Annotated in this window: 18 protein-coding genes; 2 read left to right on the top strand and 16 right to left on the bottom strand. The window is 48.7% G+C overall.

The features are described from left to right. Window positions 1-140: 140 nt before the first annotated feature. The 4 genes from ruvB to aspS form a co-directional block, all read right to left on the bottom strand. Window positions 141-1,160, bottom strand: a complete 1,020-nt coding sequence (gene ruvB, locus CWI82_RS03280; protein WP_130202662.1) for a Holliday junction branch migration DNA helicase RuvB — start codon at window positions 1,158-1,160, stop codon at window positions 141-143. 136 nt (window positions 1,161-1,296) lie between these two features. Next, window positions 1,297-1,917 carry a Holliday junction branch migration protein RuvA gene (ruvA, locus tag CWI82_RS03275; protein ID WP_092856010.1) on the bottom strand — a complete coding sequence of 207 codons (621 nt, stop codon included), beginning with the start codon at window positions 1,915-1,917 and terminating at the stop codon, window positions 1,297-1,299. After that, entirely contained in the window at window positions 1,914-2,435 is a 522-nt protein-coding gene (gene ruvC, locus CWI82_RS03270; RefSeq protein ID WP_092856020.1) for a crossover junction endodeoxyribonuclease RuvC, read from the bottom strand. Before ruvC ends, ruvA begins: the two co-directional genes overlap by 4 nt. A 24-nt stretch (window positions 2,436-2,459) precedes the next feature. Then, the gene (aspS, locus tag CWI82_RS03265; RefSeq protein ID WP_130202661.1) at window positions 2,460-4,226 is read right to left on the bottom strand and encodes an aspartate--tRNA ligase; all 1,767 of its coding nucleotides are present in this window, start codon (window positions 4,224-4,226) and stop codon (window positions 2,460-2,462) included. A gap of 177 nt (window positions 4,227-4,403) precedes the next feature. Here aspS and cmoA point away from each other — a divergent pair, with 177 nt between their 5' ends. Next, complete coding sequence (cmoA, locus tag CWI82_RS03260; RefSeq protein WP_092856024.1) at window positions 4,404-5,135, top strand: carboxy-S-adenosyl-L-methionine synthase CmoA; 732 nt, start codon at window positions 4,404-4,406, stop codon at window positions 5,133-5,135. 11 nt (window positions 5,136-5,146) lie between these two features. Beyond that, a complete protein-coding gene (cmoB, locus tag CWI82_RS03255) occupies window positions 5,147-6,127 on the top strand; it encodes a tRNA 5-methoxyuridine(34)/uridine 5-oxyacetic acid(34) synthase CmoB (protein WP_092856026.1) in 981 nt (326 codons plus the stop codon). A 273-nt stretch (window positions 6,128-6,400) separates the two neighbouring features. Here the strand turns inward: cmoB and CWI82_RS11565 are convergent, their stop codons facing one another. The 12 genes from CWI82_RS11565 to CWI82_RS03200 all read right to left on the bottom strand — a co-directional run bounded on the left by CWI82_RS11565 (window position 6,401) and on the right by CWI82_RS03200 (window position 16,600). Further along, window positions 6,401-6,724, bottom strand: coding sequence for a helix-turn-helix domain-containing protein (locus tag CWI82_RS11565; RefSeq protein WP_407681418.1), 324 nt, complete (start codon window positions 6,722-6,724; stop codon window positions 6,401-6,403). Window positions 6,725-6,765: 41 nt separating this feature from the next. After that, window positions 6,766-7,416: an FUSC family protein gene (locus CWI82_RS03250; RefSeq protein WP_130202660.1), complete on the bottom strand. Its 651-nt coding sequence runs from the start codon at window positions 7,414-7,416 to the stop codon at window positions 6,766-6,768. Window positions 7,417-7,514: 98 nt separating this feature from the next. Then, the gene (gene galU, locus CWI82_RS03245; RefSeq protein WP_092856032.1) at window positions 7,515-8,399 is read right to left on the bottom strand and encodes a UTP--glucose-1-phosphate uridylyltransferase GalU; all 885 of its coding nucleotides are present in this window, start codon (window positions 8,397-8,399) and stop codon (window positions 7,515-7,517) included. Window positions 8,400-8,426: 27 nt separating this feature from the next. Further along, the gene (locus CWI82_RS03240) at window positions 8,427-9,923 is read right to left on the bottom strand and encodes a peptide MFS transporter (RefSeq protein ID WP_092856034.1); all 1,497 of its coding nucleotides are present in this window, start codon (window positions 9,921-9,923) and stop codon (window positions 8,427-8,429) included. A gap of 97 nt (window positions 9,924-10,020) precedes the next feature. After that, on the bottom strand, window positions 10,021-10,752 hold the full coding sequence (locus CWI82_RS03235) for an MlaA family lipoprotein (RefSeq protein WP_092856036.1): 732 nt from the start codon (window positions 10,750-10,752) through the stop codon (window positions 10,021-10,023). Window positions 10,753-10,891: 139 nt separating this feature from the next. Further along, complete coding sequence (ccmI, locus tag CWI82_RS03230; RefSeq protein WP_130202659.1) at window positions 10,892-12,091, bottom strand: c-type cytochrome biogenesis protein CcmI; 1,200 nt, start codon at window positions 12,089-12,091, stop codon at window positions 10,892-10,894. Then, complete coding sequence (locus CWI82_RS03225) at window positions 12,088-12,588, bottom strand: cytochrome c-type biogenesis protein (RefSeq protein ID WP_199286240.1); 501 nt, start codon at window positions 12,586-12,588, stop codon at window positions 12,088-12,090. Before CWI82_RS03225 ends, ccmI begins: the two co-directional genes overlap by 4 nt. Then, complete coding sequence (locus CWI82_RS03220; protein ID WP_130202658.1) at window positions 12,585-13,160, bottom strand: DsbE family thiol:disulfide interchange protein; 576 nt, start codon at window positions 13,158-13,160, stop codon at window positions 12,585-12,587. Before CWI82_RS03220 ends, CWI82_RS03225 begins: the two co-directional genes overlap by 4 nt. Continuing rightward, window positions 13,147-15,120, bottom strand: coding sequence for a heme lyase CcmF/NrfE family subunit (locus CWI82_RS03215; RefSeq protein WP_130202657.1), 1,974 nt, complete (start codon window positions 15,118-15,120; stop codon window positions 13,147-13,149). The genes CWI82_RS03220 and CWI82_RS03215 overlap by 14 nt, the downstream gene beginning before the upstream one ends. Continuing rightward, window positions 15,117-15,641 (bottom strand): cytochrome c maturation protein CcmE, encoded by a 525-nt coding sequence (gene ccmE / locus CWI82_RS03210; RefSeq protein ID WP_130202656.1) that lies wholly within the window; start codon window positions 15,639-15,641, stop codon window positions 15,117-15,119. Before ccmE ends, CWI82_RS03215 begins: the two co-directional genes overlap by 4 nt. Then, the gene (ccmD, locus tag CWI82_RS03205; RefSeq protein ID WP_130202655.1) at window positions 15,625-15,858 is read right to left on the bottom strand and encodes a heme exporter protein CcmD; all 234 of its coding nucleotides are present in this window, start codon (window positions 15,856-15,858) and stop codon (window positions 15,625-15,627) included. Before ccmD ends, ccmE begins: the two co-directional genes overlap by 17 nt. Next, window positions 15,848-16,600 carry a heme ABC transporter permease gene (locus CWI82_RS03200; RefSeq protein WP_092856048.1) on the bottom strand — a complete coding sequence of 251 codons (753 nt, stop codon included), beginning with the start codon at window positions 16,598-16,600 and terminating at the stop codon, window positions 15,848-15,850. Before CWI82_RS03200 ends, ccmD begins: the two co-directional genes overlap by 11 nt. Window position 16,601: the final 1 nt, after the last annotated feature.

The following is a 16,601-nucleotide window of genomic DNA, read 5'->3' as shown; positions in this document are numbered from 1 at the left end:
TAACTTCCTTGTTGTTCTGTATTTTGCCCGCTCCCTGAGCGGGCTTTTTTTTACCTAAAATTCAAGTGCGATATTAGCTATCGGATATTTGATATTAGTGAAACCCAAAAACCCGATACTGCAACGCTAATATCCAATATCTAATTGCTAATATCGTCTTTGCCTTTGCCTAAGCCGAAGTGGGCATAGGCGTGTGGTGTTGCAATGCGTCCCCGCGGCGTTCGCTGCAAAAAGCCCTGCTGAATCAAATACGGCTCCAACACATCCTCAATCGTATCTTTCTCTTCGCCAATGGCGGCGGCCAAGTTATCTAACCCGACTGGTCCCCCCATAAACTTTTCAATAATGGCGAGCAGTAATTTACGATCCATGTAATCGAAACCAGCTTCGTCAACATCAACCATAGCAAGTGCCGCTGCGGCCGTTGGCTGATCAATATGACCGCTATTCTTCACTTCGGCGAAATCTCGTACTCGGCGCAATAAGCGATTCGCAATTCGCGGCGTACCGCGTGAGCGACGAGCGATTTCTAGAGCGCCCTCGGCTTCTAAATCTAAGTTCAGGAATTTAGCAGAGCGGCGAATAATCGTGGTGAGTTCTTCCACGTTATAAAACTCAAGGCGCTGCACAATCCCAAACCGATCGCGAAGCGGTGACGTCAAAGCCCCTGCCCTAGTTGTCGCACCCACCAATGTAAATGGCGGCAAATCTAATTTGATTGAACGGGCAGCAGGACCTTCGCCAATCATAATATCCAATTGATAATCTTCCATCGCTGGATACAAAATCTCTTCGACCACCGGACTCAAACGGTGAATCTCATCAATAAAAAGCACATCGTGCTCTTCTAGATTAGTTAACAATGCCGCAAGATCGCCCGCTTTTTCCAGCACTGGCCCTGAAGTTTGCCGGATATTTACGTTTAATTCATTGGCGACAATATTTGCTAAAGTAGTTTTTCCAAGACCCGGCGGACCGAATATTAAGACATGATCAAGCGCCTCAGATCGCTGCTTAGCGGCCTGAATGAAAATTTCCATTTGCTCAACCACATGCTTCTGCCCGGTATAGTCGGCAAGTTGCTTCGGCCGAATAGCACGATCAATAACCTCGTCTTCGCTACTCGCCTGCGGCTGATTAATTCGATCTGGCTCAATCATTGTTCACACCTCGTAGCCCGGCGTTCTACGCCGGGTAGCGCAACGCGCTGTTATTGCCGGCCGTTACACAATGTAACGACACCGCGGAAGCCCATATATTCACGGCGCTACGCGCCACCCGGCGTGAAACGCCGGGCTACATATTTTTCAAAGCGAAGCGGATGAGGGCTTCACTTGGAGCTTCGGGTTCTGCTTTGAGTGCCGCGGCAACTGCTTTTTCCGCCTGCGCCGGTTTATAGCCAAGAGCCAGCAATGCACTCAATGCATCATCACGTGGCGAATTCGCACTTACCGTTGGATTCATATCGCCAAAATCAATCGGCGCTGCATCAGTGGCTGGTGTTGCCGAACCCCAGTTTTTCAAGCGATCACGCATTTCAACCACCAAGCGCTCAGCGGTTTTACGACCGACGCCTGGAAGCTTCACTAGGGTTGAAACATCATCGTGTGTTACCGCATGCACAAATTGATGTGCGGTCATGCCGGACATGATGGTTAGCGCTAACTTCGGCCCGACGCCCTGCGCTTTAATGAGCTGGCGAAACAACGTGCGCTCGGCAAAAGTATTAAAACCGTACAGCAACTGCGCGTCTTCACGCACGACAAAATGCGTTATGACCTTCACTTGCTCACCAATATCTGGGAGTTCATACAAACATGTCATCGGCATTTGAACTTCGTAACCAACGCCGTGTACATCAATAAGAATTTCAGGTGGCTGCTTAGCGATTAACGTTCCTGTCAATTGACCAATCACGCGCGTCCCCTTGTTGTTTTTAGTATAAGTTGTGTTCGTGTATGAGCATGGCACAAAGCAACGGCTAACGCATCAGCGGCATCGGCTTGCGGTTTATGTTGCAATTTCAACATGGCCATGACCATGTGTTGCACTTGTGTTTTATCAGCTGCCCCAGTGCCAACCACCGCTTGCTTTACCAATCGCGCAGCATATTCTGCGACAGGTAAACCGGCACAGGCCGCCGCCACAATCGCCGCGCCACGAGCCTGACCTAACTTTAGCGCAGAATCTGGGTTGCGTGCCATAAACACTTGTTCAATTGCAAATTCGGTGGGTTGAAACTGTGCGATAAGCTCAGCGATGCCATCATGAATAACTTTGAGCTTATCGGCAAGAGTCGGTTCGGCTTCGCCTTTCAGGCTACGCATCACATTGATGCAACCGCTACCAAGGTAAGTAATTTGATTGCCTGATTGGCGAATCACACCATAGCCAGTAAGGCGTGAACCTGGGTCAATTCCCAGAATAATGGCCATGATTCGCTCCTATCAGTAAAGGTCTTAGTCGTTGTCCTTCGCTACAACAACAACGTTCAATTCTGCTAGAGCTTCTGGATTTGCGAGCCCCGGTGCATCCGTTAATACACAGGCCGCAGTTGTGGTTTTCGGGAACGCAATCACTTCACGAATCGAGCTCGCGCCGACCATCAACATGACCAAACGATCCAGACCAAAAGCTAAACCAGCATGCGGCGGCGTGCCGTACTTCAACGCTTCGAGTAAGAAGCCAAACTTCTCTTGTGCTTCTTCTTTGCCAATGCCCAAAATTTCAAACGCTGCTTGCTGCATTTCGTTGTTGTGAATACGTACTGAACCACCACCCACTTCAACGCCGTTAAGGACCATATCGTACGCGTTCGACAATGCCCCTTCAGGGTTCGCCTTCAATTCATCTGGCGTCACGCCAACCGGTGCTGTAAACGGGTGATGAATCGCGTGTAAACGGCCCTCGTGTTCTTCGAACATTGGGAAGTCAACAACCCATAACGGGCGCCATTCGTCACTTACTAAATCGAAGTCATTACCCACTTTTAAGCGCAATGCACCCAAAGCTTCTGCAACCACTGTCGCTTTATCGGCGCCAAAGAAAATAATATCGCCATTGGCCGCTTCAGTGCGTGCCAAAATACCTTCTAACGCATCATCTGGAATAAACTTAAGAACTGGTGACTGAATACCTTCACGACCAGCACTCAAATCATTTACTTTCATCCACGCTAAGCCTTTCGCACCATAGATGCCAACAAAATTGGTGTACTCATCAATGTTCTTACGAGAAATCGCTTCCGCTTTGCCTGGCACTTTCAGCGCAGCAACACGGCCTTTCGGGTCGTTTGCTGGGCCAGCGAAGACTTTAAACTCAACATCTTTGAGCAAATCAGCGACATCAACTAATTCAAGCGGATTACGCAGGTCAGGTTTATCGCTACCGAAGCGACGCATCGCTTCATGCCACGTCATACGCGGGAAATCACCCAAGTCTACGTCGAGCATCTCAGCAAAAAGCTTACGCACCATCTGCTCCGTAACCGCCATCACTTGGTCAGAAGTCATGAACGACGTTTCAATATCAATTTGAGTAAATTCAGGCTGACGATCAGCACGCAAATCTTCGTCACGGAAGCATTTGACGATTTGATAGTAACGGTCAAAGCCAGACATCATCAGCAATTGCTTGAACAGCTGTGGTGACTGTGGCAATGCGAAGAACTTGCCTTTGTGCGTTCGGCTTGGTACCAAATAATCACGCGCACCTTCAGGCGTTGCTCGGGTAAGCATTGGTGTTTCAATATCTAAAAAACCGCTGTCATCTAGAAAACGGCGCACTGCGCTGGTCACTTTGGCGCGGAATTGCAGGTTATGGTTCATGTTTGGACGACGCAGATCCAAATACCGGAAGCGCAAACGTTGCTCTTCACTCACCTGCTGATTGAAATCGATTGGTAGTGGCTCCGCGCGGCTAATAATTTCCAGCTCAGTCGCCATCACTTCGACGGCACCGGTCGCCATGGTTTTATTCACTTGGCTTTCAGGACGCGCACGTACAGTACCCACTAGACGAATACAAAACTCTTGACGTAACTTGTTCGCAGTCTCAAATAGCGCCTGTTGGTCGGGATCAAATACAACCTGCACCAGACCAGTGCGGTCGCGCATATCTATAAAAATTAAACCGCCCAAATCGCGGCGTTTATTGACCCAACCACATAAAGTTACGGATTGGTTTACAAGACTCGTTTCAAGCTGTCCACAGTAATGGCTACGCATGGGATCATCCCTACCACAAATTAAGAATTTACAAAGCTGCACATTATAACGGACTTACACTGAATGTCAGTAACTGTCGGCGCAATTTAGTAATGATACAGCTTCTAGTGCTACTGTTTATAGCCACGTTACGTTAAAATACATGTACTGTCTGTCAGACAAAGATTATTAAGACGTATGACGAAAAAAGATTCGATATTCGCCGAACCGTTGCCGCAAGTAAGCGACTTTGTGTTTGATCAAACCGTGGTGGAAGTATTTCCCGACATGATCAATCGCTCAGTGCCAGGTTACCAAAGTATTTTGCAAGGTATCGGCCAGCTCACTAAACGCTTCGCGCAGGCTGATTCAAACCTCTATGACTTAGGCTGCTCATTAGGCGCGGCAACTTTAGCGATGCGCCAGAATTGCCAGCACCTCAATAATATTCGAGTGATCGGTATCGATAACTCAGAGGCCATGGTTGAGCGCTGCAAGCTTCACTTGCAAGGCTATCGTAGCGACGTACCTGTGAGTGTGCGCTGCGAAGACATCCAGCAGTCTGACATTCAAAACGCTTCGGTGGTGACGATGAACTTCACCTTGCAATTCGTTCCACCTGAGCAGCGCTATGACTTACTGAAAAAAATATACGACGGTTTAAAGCCCGGCGGCGTGTTGCTACTGAGCGAAAAATTCCGCAGTGCCGATGAGCAAATGAATGAACTGCTAGTAGATATCCACCACGAATTTAAACGTGCAAACGGCTATAGTGAACTCGAAATCGCCCAGAAACGTGCGGCAATTGAAAACGTCATGCGCATCGACACGCTTGAGACACATCACGAACGTCTGCGCGAAATTGGCTTTCAGCACACGCAAGTGTGGTTCCAATGCTACAATTTCGCCGCCTTGCTCGCCGTCAAGTAACTGGAGAACTAATGAATTTATTCGCCCAAGACCTTATCGCTGTTGCCCACTCACCATTGCAACACTGGCTGACAACCTTGCCTGCGCAACTGGAAAACTGGCAAAAGGAACAACAGCACGGCGAATTACCGAAATGGCTCCGATGCGTTGCGCAGTTACCTCACATCGAGCCACAACATGTGTCTCTCGCGGATACGGTAACCATCAACAATGACAGTGTTAGCGACGGTGAGCAAAATCGTATTCGTGGCCTGATGATGCAGCTCACGCCATGGCGTAAAGGCCCTTTTGACCTGCATGGCGTGCACATTGATACCGAATGGCGCTCTGACTTCAAATGGCAACGCGTATTACCGCACCTTAGCAACAACGGCGACCTCAGCGGCCGCCAAGTGCTTGATATCGGGTGTGGTAGTGGTTATCACCTATGGCGCATGCTAGAAGCCGGTGCTGACCAAGTATGGGGCATCGACCCGGGCCAATTATTTATGGCACAGTTCATGGCAATTCGACACTTCATGCCAGCCGAGCTTGCCGCTCGTGCACATTGGTTCCCGCTTGGGGTCGAAGATTTACCTGAATTGCGCGCCTTTGACACCGTGTTCAGCATGGGCGTTTTGTATCACCGCCGCTCCCCAATTGACTTCCTGACACAGCTTCGCGCCCAATTAAAACCAGGCGGCGAGCTCGTGCTGGAAACATTAGTTGTAGAAGGTGACGAACACACCGTACTAGTGCCAGGCGAAACCTACGCCAAAATGCGTAATGTTTGGTTTATTCCAAGTACCAAAGCGCTATTACATTGGATGAGCCGCGTCGGCTTCAAGAACGCCCGTGTCGTTGACGAATCTGTCACCACGCTTGAAGAGCAGCGCGCCACCGAATGGATGCAAGGTCAATCACTCGCTGACTTCCTCGATCCAAATGATCGCAGCCGCACCATCGAAGGCTTCCCAGCCCCTCGCCGCGCCGTGATCATCGCCAACCCGTAGCCCGGCGTTCTACGCCGGGTGATGCGCAGCATCGTTATAGCCACGCTTATCCCCCAAGTCGGGGTTGGGGCTAGAGCCAGAACCAGAGCTAGAGCTAGAGCTAGAGCCAGAGCTAGAGCTAGAGCTAGGGTGCCCTAATTTATTTTCAGTGTTCAGTTGCAGCAATAAAGTTACAAAAAGAGGGGGCTAATTTGTAACTTTATTGCTGCAACTGAACGACTTTATTTTGAGGCGATATACATACGCCAGATAGATCATTTTTGATACTGAAATTCACCGATATGGAGCCATAATCGCGTCGAATCTTCGTTGACGCTCGTCCCGAGCGCGTTTCTCCGGAGGTTCTGCCAGTAAACTATCAATAAGTACGATAAAGTGCTCGGCGAGTTCAAGCTCTGCAAGTGAGGCTATTAGTATATCACTTCGAACATTTCCACCACTCTCCATGCGCGAGATAGAAGCGCGGCTACATATTATCCGATCGGATAGGGCTTCTTGACTCATGTGATATTTGCGTTCGATCCGCAATAATTTGGCAAGTTTTCGAGTGAGTTCATTTTGCGACTCGTCGCGATCATGTCCTAGTTTGCTTTCCATGGCTGGCTCTCCGTTTCAAAAATAACAGAGAGTTTAGCTGATTAATTAAGCCTTGAAGCGCGTTGGCGACGGTAAAGCAACAGCCAGCCTGCAACGAAGCCAATAGTGCTACCAAGTGCAATATCCACGACACGAGCTTGCACAAGCTCTTCAAGAGCCAAGTTGCCTAACGCAGATTCAGCTAAGAGTAATGTCATTGGCGTGATAAACACGACGGTTAATCCGTAATGTCGGACAATCAACGTCTCAATAATAAACATCAATACAAACACCGCCAAGGCAACCTGTAGCGGTGACATGTTCCAACTCCACAGCCAATAGGCCAGAGCCATTCCAATAATAGTGCCACTAATGCGATGAATTTTGCGATGACGCATGTCTCGCACGGTGGCGCCTTGCATGATCGCAGCACACGAAATAGGCACCCAGTATGGATTAACCAATCCAATGCCATTGGCTAAGGCAAGACTACCGCCGACAATCATTCCAATCAAAACTGACTCAGTGATAATTTCACGACGAAACACGGGTGCAACAGGCTCTATCGGCTTGGCGTGGTGTGTTACCGGTATCGCTAAGCTATATAGCACCACTAGCACGACAGCAAAAATCGCACCCACCGTTAGCCAACCAATACGCACAGGAAGTAACGCAATATCAAACGGCAGGGTTGCCGCCAAAGCAGCAATCATGATGAAAAAGAAACGGCCGAGGATGTTTGTGAATGGTGAGTAGCGCCTTCAAGTCGTTGCCTATACGGCGCCAGCGTGATGGGCTACTCATATTTCGTCTAGCTCAGTTGGCGAAGCCAGTCTTTGAAGTCCGCTCCAAAGGCTGGATGACGCGCCGCATGTTCAACGAAGGCTTGAGCGTAACCGAGCTTATTCCCACAATCATGGCTTTTACCTTTCATGTAGTAAGCATTCACAGGTTGTTGTTCAAGCAACATAGCCATCGCATCGGTCAACTGAATCTCATTGCCAGCGCCCGGTGGTGTTTTCTCTAATAGCGTCCACAACGCAGCTGGGAACACATAACGACCAACAACAGCTAAATCTGACGGTGCTTCAGCTATCGGTGGCTTTTCAACCAAGCGTTTAATTGAAGCCTGCTCGCCCGGCGCTAATTGCACGCCATCAATATCCGCAACACCATATTGGTTAACCAACTCAGCCGGTACTTTTTCAACCATCACTTGAGCCGCACCTGACGCGTTAAAGTTGGCTACCATCTCGGCTAAATTGTCGCGGTTTAAATCGCAGCTAACAGCGTCAACTAGAACATCAGGCAATACCACCGCAAACGGTTGGTCTTCAATCAATGGACGTGCACAAAGCACAGCGTGGCCAAGACCTTTAGCAACATCTTGGCGCACCGCCATCACAGTTACCTCAGGCGGGCAAATTGCCCGCACCTCGGCTAAAAGTTGATCTTTTGCCCGTTTCTCCAGCATATCCTCTAACTCATAATTCGAGTCAAAGTGGTTCTCAATCGCGCTTTTGCTCGAATGGGTTACCAAAATAATATCGGTTAACCCAGCCGCCGCGCACTCGTCGACAATATACTGAATCAACGGCCGGTCAACCAACGGCAGCATTTCCTTTGGAATTGCTTTGGTTGCTGGCAGCATCCGCGTCCCCAGACCTGCCACCGGAATCACAACTTTTTTTACCATGCTTAACAAATCCTATTGTTTAAAGTTTTATTGCTTTTCAGCTTTAGTGCCTAAGCCTTCATGCTCGGCAACCGCATCCAATTCTTGGTCAACACCTTCAGCAACAGTTGCAGGAGCTGCGCGCTCGGCACCATGCATCCAGTTCACCAACATACCTGAGATGAGCCAAAGAATAACCGCAAATACCAACAAACCAACAGCTACACCACCAAATACTACTAGCAGTCCTGAATATTGCGCTTCGAGACCAATGGCGTTAGCAAGATTAATTGAAAACTCGTATTTGTCGGCTTCTTCACTAAACGCTCCAACCATACCAGCAAGATAGCTGGCGATAGCTGGCATTAAGAACCAAATACCCATCACGAGTGAAGCTAAACGCAGCGGTGCTAACTTAGTCATCAATGACAAGCCAACGGGTGAAATGCACAGCTCACCCAAAGTATGGAACATGTAGGCTAAAACCAACCACATCATGTTTGCTTTGCCAGTGACTTGAATTTCGAACAAGCCGAGAATCAAGAACACGAAACCGATTGAGGTCAGAACTAAACCAACAAATACTTTAATTGGCGCATCTGGGCTCTTGTCTTTTTTATGCAACCACATCCACAAAAATGAGAAGACTGGTGCGAATAACAAAATGAACAATGGGTTTAACGACTGGAAATAACCGGCTGGCACTTCCGTATCACCAATCATTCGGTCGGTGAAACGATCAGCGTAGATGTTCATCAAACCGCCGGCTTGCTCAAACGCTAACCAGAACACGGTAACAAACACAAACAAGAACAAGATTACGCGTAGACGATCATGCTCAACTTTAGACAACGGCTTCTTCACACCACCAGCCGCATCACGATCACGTTTTGCACCAGGAATTTTACCAATATCGCCTAAGAAACGTTGGAAAAATAAACCTTGGGTAATCACCGCAAGCGTCATACCAACACCCGCTGCGAAGTAACCCCAGCGCCAGCCGTAATCAGCGCTCTCACCCAAAGTTGAAGTAACCAACGGAGCGATGAACGCACCGAGGTTAATACCCATATAGAAAATTGAGAATGCACTATCACGACGTGCATCGCCCTGTTGATATAAATCACCAACAATCGTTGAAATGTTTGGCTTAAACAAACCGTTACCGGCAATCAAGATACCCAAACCAACATAGAACAGTTCAATACTGTGCGGCGTGGCAGCAAACAATGTGAATTGCGCTACGGCCATCAAAATACCGCCTAACAAAATTGAGCGCCGCTGACCTAAGTAGTTATCTGCTAACCAACCACCAATCAATGGCGTGAAATAAACAAGGCCGGTATATATACCGTAAAGCGACAACGCATCGGCGTCGCTCATACCGAATCCTGGGTTTGCAGCTTCGGTTGCTGCAACCAAAGTAAGTACTAACAATGCGCGCATGCCGTAGTAAGAGAAACGCTCCCACATTTCGGCAGTAAAAAGCACATACAGGCCCTTCGGGTGACCCCAAAGTTCAGACTTCGCAGGCGCCTGGCTCATAAAATATTCCTCAGTAAATGTAATTATAGTTATTCAAGTTATAACAGTGACGGGCTTTTATAACGCAGAAGCCTTGCATGGTGCAAGGCTTCGAGGCTTAAAACTGGTCGTAAAAATCGTCGTCCAGCTCTTCTTCTTGAGGTGGGGCTGGCGGATTTCCATCATAAACTTTGTCCTGCCAACGCTGAAAATAAGACTCTTTCACGAATGAGTATGGATCCAGTGATTCTTCCAACATCGGTTCAAGATCCATCAATTGAATACGTGCTTCTAGACCTTTGATCATCCATCTTGCCACGCTTGCTGGACCATTAATATTATCCAGCGGGAAGTACATACCATCAACTACATCACCACCGCGATCAACCACCACGGTTGGACCTAATCCGGGTAGCATCAAATATGGGCCATCGGCAACACCGTACGACGCTAACACTTCACCAAAGCCTTCCTCGCGACGCTCAATACCCATTTCAGTAGCCACATCAAAGATTCCCAAAACCCCAACGGTACTGTTGATCGCAAAGCGCCAAAAACTCACACCCGCATCAACCGCTTTGCCTTGTAAAGCGTTGTTTACAAGCGAAGATACCTCATCGAGGTTCTCGACCGCGTTTGACAGGCCTTTACGAACCGGTTTCGGCACATGGCTATAGGCTTTCGCTGCAGGACGAATCACTGCATCATCAAGCTCTTCATTGAAATCCCACACATCACGGTTGACCTGCTCGAATGGGTCTCTTTCGTCAGCCCAAGGATCATCCTGCGGGGCACTAGCGCAACCGCTTGCCAGAAGGACAACTGCAGCAATTGCAATAAACTTATTCATAAAAACTCCGTTTAAAAAACCAAAAACGTTATTCGTTATTCGTACGTTCACTGCGTTCACTGTTCGTCCGTGCTTCGCACTCTTCGAATAGCGAAGCGGACAAACAGCGCAGCGTACGAACAACGAACAACGCTTTTTATCACTTAATCTCTAACCGGACTGTGGTGGTGGCTGGCTCAATAATTACCGGCGTCGCATCCAAATCACCCTCAGCCGCATCGATTTGCTCATCAGCTGATATACGTGCCATCACCTGCCATTGGTTCAATTGACTCATCCGATAATCTGGGAGCATCGCATTGGCATCTGACAAAGTAACCGTCACCGGAAACTCAGTTACTGGCTGACGAACGACCGCTGCCGGCATACCTGGCCCTTCAGCTGCGCGCACATACACAAACAGTGTTGCCCCTTCGGGAATCAGCGCTTTAGAAGCTTCCGCTACGTCAACGGTAACGGTTAGTTCCAACTCGGTTGCTTGTAGGCGTTGTTTCGCATCAGCTACCGCAGTCGCTACTGGTTGATAGCGTTCATCCGTTTCTGGAATTTGTTGTAATAACAATTCCCAAGCGGTAATTGCTTGCTGCCAATCACCACGCTGGAACGCAACAAAGCCCAACAACGACAAGCCTTCTTGATTACTCGGCTCTTGCTCAAGTACCCGACGTAGCAAGGAAGCAGCCTCTGGCATCATGCTGTCATCACCGGTTTGTAATAACAATTGCGTGTAACTAAGCAAAGTGCCAATGCGATTCGGCTCAATCTGGAGTGACTTCTTGTAAGCTTCTATCGCTTGTTCAAGCTGCCCTAGCGCAGTCATTGAACGAGCATAGACTAGCCATGCTACGGCATCGTTTGGTTCGCGCGCCAAGCGTTGACGCAAACCCAACGCGAACGTTTCAAGTTCTTCGCGTGTCGTTTGTGCGTTGTCGTTGGTTAAAACCTTCTTACCTAATTCAGGTAACGCCTGCACGGCTTCATCCGCTTGGCGTTGCAATGACCAACTACCAAACAAACTGTAAAGAACAATCGTTAACACCACCAACAATACCGCCGGCAACCAAATATTGCGGCCAACTTGCTGATCATGCAACTGCTCTAACTCAGAATTTTCAGTAACAAAACGTTTATCTAACTCTGCATTAGCGCGCTCAAATGCATTATCGGTCAGCAAACCGTCTTCGCGTTCTTGCACCAACTCTAATTTACGCTGTTCGTACAACTCGCGGTTCACGTCCAAGCGCGTGCGTTGTTGATCACGTTGCCGGCGCCCAGTTAACAGTAAAAACAAGCCTCCAGCCAAAGCAACGGCTAAAATCAACGCAATATGTACAATCATGATGATTTATCCTGTTTTGAATCGCTTGACTCTGAGTCACGCAGCGTAGCCAGCTGCGCCTGTTCTTGCTCACTCAACTCAACCTCGGCATTATTGCGCGAACGTACCCGCATCAAAATCACACCAGCGCCAACCAATATGACAACAACTGGGCCTAACCATAACACGACTGTGCTTAACTTGACCGGTGGCCGGTAATAGGCAAAATCGCCGTAGCGCGCAACCATGTAATCCACTACTTCTTGTTTACTAGCGCCTTGCTGAATCATCATGTAGGTGCGGTCGCGCAAGTCTTTCGCAAGTGGCGCATCAGAGTCACCAATCGTTTGATTCTGGCATTTCGGGCAGCGCAACTCATCAATCAGCTCACGAAATAGTGCTTCTTTTTTCGGGTCGTCAAATTTATAGGTTTCAAGATTGGCCGCATAAGCAATGCTCCACGAGCTCACCGCTACACCAATGGCAACCAGCAACATGGTGATAAAACTTCGCATCATGGTGTCGCTCCTGCGCTCTCATAAGCCTGCATCAATTCGTTGTACTGTGGCCCTAACACGTTATTCCAAACGCGGTCATTAACGTCGCCAACATGGCGATAAACCACCTCGCCTTGCGCATTGATCAAAAATGTCTCTGGCGCGCCATACACGCCAAAATCAAGTGCCACCATACCGCGTTCATCAAACAAATTAATTTGATACGGGTCACCCAAGGTATTCAGCCAGTTCACCGCTTTTGCACGTGAATCATCTTTATAATTTAAACCAACAATATAGACGCCTTGCGCAGCCAATTGATTTAAATATTCATGCTCGGCACGACAAGTTGGACACCACGTTGCCCATACGTTGAGTAGCATCGGGCGTCCTTGCAACACTTCTTCAGTATGCACTTTGGTGGTGTCGTAAATGTCCGGCAATTCAAACTGCGGAACAGGTTTGCCGACCAACGCTGAACTGAGCTCAGTTGGGTCGGAAAACAAGCCACGTAATAAGAAGATGGTTAGCCATAAAAATGCCAATAGCGGCAGGGCTAAGATCACCCAACGTAATTTGCTACGCTGTGCCATATTCACCTCGCTGTTTGCGCTGCGAACGATACCGTTTATCGCTCATTGCTAAGGCACCACCAAGCGCCATCACCAATGCACCAAGCCATATCCAGCGCACAAATGGTTTAATATAAATGCGCACTGCCCAAGCATCTGGATTCTCATCGTCTTGCAGCGGTTCTCCTAGCGCAACATACACATCGCGCAAGAATCCTGAATCTAAACCAACTTCAGTCATACTCATGCGCTGCACAGTATAAAAGCGTTTTTCCGACACTAAGTCCGCAATTTTTCGCTCGTCCTTGAAAACACTAAATTCCGCATGGTCAGTGATATAGTTCGGACCTTGCTGCTCACTTAATAAATCAAACTGAATGCGATAGTGCTCCACTTGCACTGATTCACCCGGAGCTAATCGTACATCGCGCTCAACTTCGTATTGACTCACCGCAGCAATACCCACCAAAGTTATTGCAAAGCCTAAATGACCAAGCACCATGCCCCAGTGACTACGCCCCAATTTAGTCAGACTCGCAAGCCCTTGACCGCGTTGCTGAATGCGTTGCTTCAGTTCTGCAACCAAAGTCAGCACAATCCACAATGCCATGACTAAGCCTAAAACGGTCATCGCCAATATTTGATCGGCAAAGATATAAGGCAATGCAAAACCAAGTAACACCGCCAGCGCCAAGGCAAGGAATAAGTCAGTTACTAGCGGTTTCATGTCTTGTCGACGCCAGCGTAATAGCGGCCCAAGCCCCATCAGTAGAACAAACGGTACAATTAACCACGTGAACATTTGATTGAAGAACGGCACACCAATTGAAATCGAACCTAACCCAAGTTCTTTATGCACCAGCGGTAACAGTGTACCGAGCAACACCACCAAAGTGGCGGCCATGAGCAAGATATTGTTACCGAGCAACATCACTTCTCGAGAAATCGCTTCGTATTTGGTTTGGCTGTTGACCGCGCCCGCACGCAGCGCGAACAACAGTAACGAGCCACCAATAACCACGGCAAGCAAGCCTAAAATAAACAAGCCGCGAGCAGGGTCGGTCGCAAATGCATGCACTGAGACAATGACGCCAGAGCGCACCAAGAAAGTACCGAGTAAGCTTAAGCTAAATGCCGAAATCGCCAGTAACACGGTCCATGACTTGAACGCCCCACGCTTCTCGGTTACCGCCAGTGAGTGAATTAACGCGGTACCCACCAGCCAAGGCATAAAACTTGCGTTTTCAACTGGATCCCAGAACCACCAGCCACCCCAACCAAGTTCGTAATAAGCCCACCAGCTACCAAGCGCAATACCGAGTGTTAAGAAGCACCAAGCCGCCGTCGCCCAAGGGCGGGACCAACGCGCCCACGATGCATCCAACTTACCGCTCATGAGTGCCGCAATGGCGAACGCAAAGGCCACAGAGAAACCAACATAACCCATATACAATAACGGTGGATGAACGATCATGCCGGGGTCTTGCAATAATGGATTCAAGTCGCGGCCATCAACTGGAATTAACGGCAACGCACGCTCAAACGGATTCGATACACTGAGCATGAACAAGTAGAAGCCGATACTGATAAGACCGAGAACAGCGAGAACTCGTGCCATCATCGTTAACGGCATCCGTCGCGAGAACATTGCCACAGCGGCAATCCAGCCTGCTTGCATCAACATCCACAACAAGAATGAACCTTCGTGCGAACCCCATACGGCTGTAATTCGGTAAATCAGTGGAAGTGCCGTGTTCGAGTTATGCGCAACGTAAGCAATACTGAAGTCGTTGACGATAAAACCGTAGGTTAATGCCGCATACGCCAGTGCGGTGAAGAAGAATTGCCCGTAAGCAAATGGTCGTGCCAGCAACATCGCACCGCTGTGGCCACGCCAAGCGCCCCATAATGGATAAATCGCAAGTAATACGGAGAACGCCAGCGCTAACGCCAGCGTTAATTGTCCAAATTCAGCAATCATTGGTTATTTCCAGAGCTGTCTTGTGGTTCAGAATCGTCGGTTTTTGAGCCGGTGTAATCTGGCTGATTCGGATTGACGTGTTTGATGCCCTTCATCGCCTCAGCTAACTCAGGTGGCATATATTCTTCGTCATGTTTTGCCAATACTTCGGTGGCTTTCAGTACGGTCGGTTCAATCAACACACCTTGTGCGACAATGCCCTGCCCCTCGCGGAACAAATCCGGCAGAATTCCAGTATAGAGCACAGTGACTTCCGGCCCAGTATCGGTTACTTGAAAACTGACTTCGAGAGTCTTCGGATCACGTTTGACTGAACCCTCAACAACCATGCCGCCGACACGAATGCGTTGGCCAACTTCAGGACGCACTTTCGCAGTACCCTTGCCCTCAATCATTTCTGACGGTGTGTAAAACAAATCGATGTTTTGCGTGAGTGCATACAAAATCAAACTAATTGCGGCTGCGACACCAACCACTAAAGATAAAACCCAAGCGAGGCGCTTTTTACGACGTGGAATCATTGGTCACCATACTCCTATGACGCTCTTGCTGTTTGCGACGCGCGATACGTTGCTGTTGCTGCTGCTTCTTCACAGCTAATTGCGCTAGTTTTTTGCGCGTCAACAACCCGTGCACCACTAATATAGCGATAGCTAAAATTGATATCCCAAAGGCCAGCCAAACATAAAACCCATAGCCGCCCATCCAAATCACTTCTTGCCAACTATCAAACGCCATCGTTGGCCTCCACACCTAGCTTCGCCATCGCCCACGGACGATGTAGTTCTTGTTTTAGTATTTCGTTGCGTAGCCGCTGGGTAATCAATGCTGCTGTTAAAAACAGGAAACCGGCGATACTAATCAGCAATGGAATTAGCATTTCTGGCGGCATCGATGGCTTTTCGAATTTAGTAATCGTGGCGCCTTGATGAAGCGAATTCCACCAATACACCGAAAAATGAATAATCGGCACGTTAATAACACCAACTAATGCCAATATTGCCGCGGCTTTGGCTCCGGTGCGTGCATCGTTAAAGGCGTAGTAAAGCGCCAGCACACCAATATATAGGAACAACAAGATAAGCTGCGAAGTTAAACGTGCATCCCACTCCCACCAAGTACCCCACATGGGCTTACCCCATACGGCTCCGGTAAACAACGCAACAAAGGTCAGCGTTGCCCCCACCGGTGCTATGGCCGCGATCGCCCATTCTGCAGTACGAATTTGCCAGACTAATGCAATTAATGCGGCAATCGCCATGCCGGTATAAGCGCCCATCGAAAACATCGCACTTGGTACATGAATGAAAATAATGCGGTAGCTATCACCTTGTTGATAATCCGGTGGCGCATAAAATAAGCCCCATACTAAGCCAACGCTAACAAACGCCAACGCTAATCCGGTTAACCACGGTTGCCATAAACCAAGTAATCGGTATGTTGCCTCGCCTTTTGCGTACGGATGTAACCATTTCCACATG

The sequence above is a fragment of the Pseudidiomarina tainanensis genome (assembly GCF_004214835.1).
Lineage (GTDB): Bacteria > Pseudomonadota > Gammaproteobacteria > Enterobacterales > Alteromonadaceae > Pseudidiomarina > Pseudidiomarina tainanensis.
The sequence above is the reverse complement of the archived record's forward strand: the minus strand, read 5'-3'. Positions and strand labels throughout refer to the sequence as shown.

Excerpts from the sequence above, each read along its gene's own strand:
- ccmE (WP_130202656.1), bottom strand. The coding sequence starts at position 15,641 with ATGATTCCACGTCGTAAAAAGCGCCTCGCTTGGGTTTTATCTTTAGTG.
- CWI82_RS03220 (WP_130202658.1), bottom strand. The coding sequence starts at position 13,160 with ATGGCACAGCGTAGCAAATTACGTTGGGTGATCTTAGCCCTGCCGCTA.
- ccmD (WP_130202655.1), bottom strand. The coding sequence starts at position 15,858 with ATGGCGTTTGATAGTTGGCAAGAAGTGATTTGGATGGGCGGCTATGGG.
- CWI82_RS03240 (WP_092856034.1), bottom strand. The coding sequence starts at position 9,923 with ATGAGCCAGGCGCCTGCGAAGTCTGAACTTTGGGGTCACCCGAAGGGC.
- CWI82_RS03200 (WP_092856048.1), bottom strand. The coding sequence starts at position 16,600 with ATGTGGAAATGGTTACATCCGTACGCAAAAGGCGAGGCAACATACCGA.
- CWI82_RS03215 (WP_130202657.1), bottom strand. The coding sequence starts at position 15,120 with ATGATTGCTGAATTTGGACAATTAACGCTGGCGTTAGCGCTGGCGTTC.
- ruvC (WP_092856020.1), bottom strand. The coding sequence starts at position 2,435 with ATGGCCATTATTCTGGGAATTGACCCAGGTTCACGCCTTACTGGCTAT.
- galU (WP_092856032.1), bottom strand. The coding sequence starts at position 8,399 with ATGGTAAAAAAAGTTGTGATTCCGGTGGCAGGTCTGGGGACGCGGATG.
- CWI82_RS03250 (WP_130202660.1), bottom strand. The coding sequence starts at position 7,416 with ATGATTGCTGCTTTGGCGGCAACCCTGCCGTTTGATATTGCGTTACTT.
- ccmI (WP_130202659.1), bottom strand. The coding sequence starts at position 12,091 with ATGATTGTACATATTGCGTTGATTTTAGCCGTTGCTTTGGCTGGAGGC.
- cmoB (WP_092856026.1), top strand. The coding sequence starts at position 5,147 with ATGAATTTATTCGCCCAAGACCTTATCGCTGTTGCCCACTCACCATTG.
- CWI82_RS11565 (WP_407681418.1), bottom strand. The coding sequence starts at position 6,724 with ATGGAAAGCAAACTAGGACATGATCGCGACGAGTCGCAAAATGAACTC.
- cmoA (WP_092856024.1), top strand. The coding sequence starts at position 4,404 with ATGACGAAAAAAGATTCGATATTCGCCGAACCGTTGCCGCAAGTAAGC.
- CWI82_RS03235 (WP_092856036.1), bottom strand. The coding sequence starts at position 10,752 with ATGAATAAGTTTATTGCAATTGCTGCAGTTGTCCTTCTGGCAAGCGGT.
- aspS (WP_130202661.1), bottom strand. The coding sequence starts at position 4,226 with ATGCGTAGCCATTACTGTGGACAGCTTGAAACGAGTCTTGTAAACCAA.
- ruvB (WP_130202662.1), bottom strand. The coding sequence starts at position 1,160 with ATGATTGAGCCAGATCGAATTAATCAGCCGCAGGCGAGTAGCGAAGAC.
- CWI82_RS03225 (WP_199286240.1), bottom strand. The coding sequence starts at position 12,588 with ATGATGCGAAGTTTTATCACCATGTTGCTGGTTGCCATTGGTGTAGCG.